Genomic DNA, 4,754 nt, shown 5'->3' on the forward strand with positions numbered 1-4,754 from the left:
CGACGCTCTGTGCCGTTGGCAGGTGTTCGAGGATGTGGCGCAGCCAGGCGTAAGGCTCTTGGCCGTTGGCCTTGGCGGTTTCGATCAGGCTGTAGATCTGTGCGCTGGCCGTGGCGCCCTTGGGCGTGTCGCTGAACAACCAGTTCTTGCGACCGATGACGAACGGGCGGATGGCGTTTTCGGCGCGGTTGTTATCGATGGGCAGGTTTCCACCTTCGACGTAACGCACCAGCCGGCCCCAGTTGCTGGCCAGGTAGTTTACGGCCTTACCCAGAGCCGTCTGCCCAGCAACCTGCGGCTGGGTCTTGTCCAGCCAGGCCTTGAGTTGATCGAGCAGCGGTTGGCTGCGTTGCACTCGGGTGGCCTGCCGCTCGGCATCGCTGGCGTCCTTCAGTTCACGTTCGATGCTGTAGAGCTTATTGATCAGGTTCAGCGCCATGTCGGCACGGCCGGTCTTGCCCTTGGGCTGCACTTTCTGCGCCTCGACGAACTTGCGCCGCGCATGCGCCCAGCAGGCCAACCGCTCGATGCCCTCTTGCACGGCCACGGCGTTGTAGCCAGCGTAGTCGTCAGTCATCAGGTAGCCGTGATAACCATCGAGCAGGCGCAGCGGTACCTCCTGCGCGCGGCTGGTGGTGTAGTCGAAGAGGATCACCGGCTTATCTGGCGGCCCGCCGCTTTGCACCCACATCCAGGACTGCGCGGTGGGATCGCGTCCGGGTTCGTGCAGCACCTGCAGGCGGGTTTCGTCACAGTGCAGCACCGGGTAGTCCAGCAGTTTGTCGCGCATCAGGTTGAGCAGCGGCTGCAGCTGCTCGCCACTTTGGATCACCCAGCGCGCCAGGGTCTGGCGGGGAATGTCGATGCCGTGGCGACCGAGCATTTTCTCGAAACGGTACAGCGGGATGCCGTCGGCGTACTTGGTGGTCAGCAGCATCGCCAACACGCTGGGACTAGCCAGGCTCTTCTCGATCAGTTGGGCCGGTTTGTCGGCGGTGACCGGTGCGGTTTCGCAGGCCTTGCAGGCGTAAGTCTTGCGGATATGACGGATAACCCGCACCTGCATCGGGATGATCTCCAGTTGCTCGCTGGTCTCTTCTCCAATCACCTGCTTGCAGGCGCCGCAGGCGCAGGTCAGTTCGTGCTCGGGCAGTTCATGGACGACTTCGACGCGCGGCAGATTGGCCGGCAGCGGCTTGCGCTTGCCACGACGCTTGATCGGCGCAACGACTTCTTCGGCTTCAGCTTCGGCTGGCTCGGCAGTCGGCTCTTCGACCAGCTCTTCGGCCTCGTTGAACATGGCCAGCTGCGGTGAGTCGGCATCTTCAGGGCTGCGCTCGGACTTGGGTGAGAACAGCTTGTGCCGCAGCAGGGCGACCTGCTCCTGCAATTGCAGCACCAAGGCCTTGAGCAGGACGGGATCGTTAGGAAGGTTGTCGGCGCCAAATTTCATGGCGCTGGATTATACCGGCTCAGGCCACGAACCGCGGCGTCAGTACCTGGTGCGGACGATTGCGCCACAGGTCAATTCCGTCGAGCAGCCAGTTCAGTTCGTCAACCGTCAGCTCGATGGCCTCGTCGCCTGCATCGGGCTTGGTCTTGAAGCGCTCGGCTTCCAGTCGCTTGAGCCACAGGCAGAAACCGTTGCGCTCCCAGTAGAGAATCTTGACCTGGCTGCGCGTGCGATTGAGGAACACGAACAGCACCGGGTTGAACACTTCCACCTTGATGTCCAGCTCGACCAAGGCGGCCAGGCCGTTGATGGATTTGCGGAAGTCGACGGGCTTTGGGTAGAGGTAGACCTTCTGCACCTTGGCATCGGGACGCATCATGGGATGAACTCCAGTGAAAACGGGAGCTCAGCATCCAATGATCTGCGGCCTATGGGCAGGTGGGGTTTATGGAGCGCTTACCTATGAAGACCATGAGGACGGGGAGGAATGAAAAGAGCCAGCGGATTAGTAAAAGTAACTAACCGCTGACTTAATTACGAGCTTGGACGTCACGCATTATACATAGCCGGAACAAACTTCGGCAGTCTTACACCTCTCCCATAGCCCTGGTAACGTGATCGGACACAACAACCCACGGGGCGTACATCATGCAACATCGTTTAACTAGCTATGAGAGTGCTTGCGAACTAATTGACCACCTCGACGCAGTTGAGATACTTAGCGCCGGCAGCTTTCAAGCCTTCACTAGTGCCAAGGGTGCTCAGCAGAAATTCATCTTGTTAACAGGCGCCTCTGAATGCCTCGTTATTGAAAATCCGCTGAAACTAAGGCTAGTTAGTGGCAGTGGCCAAACTACCGCGAAGCAGCATGAGCTTTGAAGCTCGCGATTATCCTTTTTAGATCGGCCAAGTCCTCAAGCGCGGTAGCAATATTCTTGTCACATATAGAGAAAATGTAGTCGCTTGGGGCGGCTCGATCGTATCCAGCTATAAATTTTTCTCGCTCAGACTGAGAGATTATGTAGTCCATGACCTCTCCGCCCGCCTCTTTTCGAAAGTTTGGATTGACCGCCATGGAGTCAGTCAGCGCATTCAAGTAGTCACCCAAGATGTCATGCCGCTTGCAGCCCGTGATATGGGCAATATCTATCGGGGCAAAGTACTTATATATCGTCGTAAGGCGAGCGTTGTGGTCATCTTGGGCATAACCAGCACCCGATAGGCTTAGTGACGAGAAAGCAAGGATGGACAGCAGGGACGCCGATTTACGCACAACCAAACTCCTTGGGTGTTGAGCGAGAGGGTTACAGCAGGACGCCTCCGAAGCTGGCAGCCGACTGGCATAGCCAAAGATGAGGAAAGAAGCCCCGCCTGCTAATCATAGTATGGTAAGCGCTCCATAAACCCCACCTGCCCATAGGCCGCAGATCATTGGATGCTGAGCTCCCGTTTTCACTGGAGTTCATCCCATGATGCGTCCCGATGCCAAGGTGCAGAAGGTCTACCTCTACCCAAAGCCCGTCGACTTCCGCAAATCCATCAACGGCCTGGCCGCCTTGGTCGAGCTGGACATCAAGGTGGAAGTGTTCAACCCGGTGCTGTTCGTGTTCCTCAATCGCACGCGCAGCCAGGTCAAGATTCTCTACTGGGAGCGCAACGGTTTCTGCCTGTGGCTCAAGCGACTGGAAGCCGAGCGCTTCAAGACCAAGCCCGATGCAGGCGACGAGGCCATCGAGCTGACGGTTGACGAACTGAACTGGCTGCTCGACGGAATTGACCTGTGGCGCAATCGTCCGCACCAGGTACTGACGCCGCGGTTCGTGGCCTGAGCCGGTATAATCCAGCGCCATGAAATTTGGCGCCGACAACCTTCCTAACGATCCCGTCCTGCTCAAGGCCTTGGTGCTGCAATTGCAGGAGCAGGTCGCCCTGCTGCGGCACAAGCTGTTCTCACCCAAGTCCGAGCGCAGCCCTGAAGATGCCGACTCACCGCAGCTGGCCATGTTCAACGAGGCCGAAGAGCTGGTCGAAGAGCCGACTGCCGAGCCAGCCGAAGCTGAAGCCGAAGAAGTCGTTGCGCCGATCAAGCGTCGTGGCAAGCGCAAGCCGCTGCCGGCCAATCTGCCGCGCGTCGAAGTCGTCCATGAACTGCCCGAGCACGAACTGACCTGCGCCTGCGGCGCCTGCAAGCAGGTGATTGGAGAAGAGACCAGCGAGCAACTGGAGATCATCCCGATGCAGGTGCGGGTTATCCGTCATATCCGCAAGACTTACGCCTGCAAGGCCTGCGAAACCGCACCGGTCACCGCCGACAAACCGGCCCAACTGATCGAGAAGAGCCTGGCTAGTCCCAGCGTGTTGGCGATGCTGCTGACCACCAAGTACGCCGACGGCATCCCGCTGTACCGTTTCGAGAAAATGCTCGGTCGCCACGGCATCGACATTCCCCGCCAGACCCTGGCGCGCTGGGTGATCCAAAGTGGCGAGCAGCTGCAGCCGCTGCTCAACCTGATGCGCGACAAACTGCTGGACTACCCGGTGCTGCACTGTGACGAAACCCGCCTGCAGGTGCTGCACGAACCCGGACGCGATCCCACCGCGCAGTCCTGGATGTGGGTGCAAAGCGGCGGGCCGCCAGATAAGCCGGTGATCCTCTTCGACTACACCACCAGCCGCGCGCAGGAGGTACCGCTGCGCCTGCTCGATGGTTATCACGGCTACCTGATGACTGACGACTACGCTGGCTACAACGCCGTGGCCGTGCAAGAGGGCATCGAGCGGTTGGCCTGCTGGGCGCATGCGCGGCGCAAGTTCGTCGAGGCGCAGAAAGTGCAGCCCAAGGGCAAGACCGGCCGTGCCGACATGGCGCTGAACCTGATCAATAAGCTCTACAGCATCGAACGTGAACTGAAGGACGCCAGCGATGCCGAGCGGCAGGCCACCCGAGTGCAACGCAGCCAACCGCTGCTCGATCAACTCAAGGCCTGGCTGGACAAGACCCAGCCGCAGGTTGCTGGGCAGACGGCTCTGGGTAAGGCCGTAAACTACCTGGCCAGCAACTGGGGCCGGCTGGTGCGTTACGTCGAAGGTGGAAACCTGCCCATCGATAACAACCGCGCCGAAAACGCCATCCGCCCGTTCGTCATCGGTCGCAAGAACTGGTTGTTCAGCGACACGCCCAAGGGCGCCACGGCCAGCGCACAGATCTACAGCCTGATCGAAACCGCCAAGGCCAACGGCCAAGAGCCTTACGCCTGGCTGCGCCACATCCTCGAACACCTGCCAACGGCACAGAGCGTCG

At 59.6% G+C, this 4,754-nt stretch carries 5 protein-coding genes; 2 read left to right on the forward strand and 3 right to left on the reverse strand.

Annotated features, from left to right (window positions below; all coding sequences use genetic code 11):
* From tnpC (CW360_RS07250) to CW360_RS07265, 3 genes are all read right to left on the reverse strand, one after another.
* A partial coding sequence (gene tnpC / locus CW360_RS07250; protein WP_101193244.1) for an IS66 family transposase occupies positions 1-1,453 on the reverse strand: 1,453 nt, incomplete at its 3' end.
* 19 nt (positions 1,454-1,472) lie between these two features.
* Positions 1,473-1,832, reverse strand: coding sequence for an IS66 family insertion sequence element accessory protein TnpB (tnpB, locus tag CW360_RS07255; RefSeq protein WP_058151328.1), 360 nt, complete (start codon positions 1,830-1,832; stop codon positions 1,473-1,475).
* A gap of 474 nt (positions 1,833-2,306) precedes the next feature.
* Positions 2,307-2,726: a hypothetical protein gene (locus tag CW360_RS07265; RefSeq protein WP_101193245.1), complete on the reverse strand. Its 420-nt coding sequence runs from the start codon at positions 2,724-2,726 to the stop codon at positions 2,307-2,309.
* 196 nt (positions 2,727-2,922) lie between these two features.
* Between CW360_RS07265 and tnpB (CW360_RS07270) the strand changes: the two genes are divergently transcribed.
* Positions 2,923-3,282: an IS66 family insertion sequence element accessory protein TnpB gene (gene tnpB / locus CW360_RS07270; protein ID WP_058151328.1), complete on the forward strand. Its 360-nt coding sequence runs from the start codon at positions 2,923-2,925 to the stop codon at positions 3,280-3,282.
* Between the two features lie 19 nt (positions 3,283-3,301).
* A partial coding sequence (gene tnpC / locus CW360_RS07275; RefSeq protein ID WP_101193244.1) for an IS66 family transposase occupies positions 3,302-4,754 on the forward strand: 1,453 nt, incomplete at its 3' end.

It is taken from the genome of Pseudomonas fluvialis (genome assembly GCF_002835605.1).
Taxonomy (GTDB): domain Bacteria; phylum Pseudomonadota; class Gammaproteobacteria; order Pseudomonadales; family Pseudomonadaceae; genus Aquipseudomonas; species Aquipseudomonas fluvialis.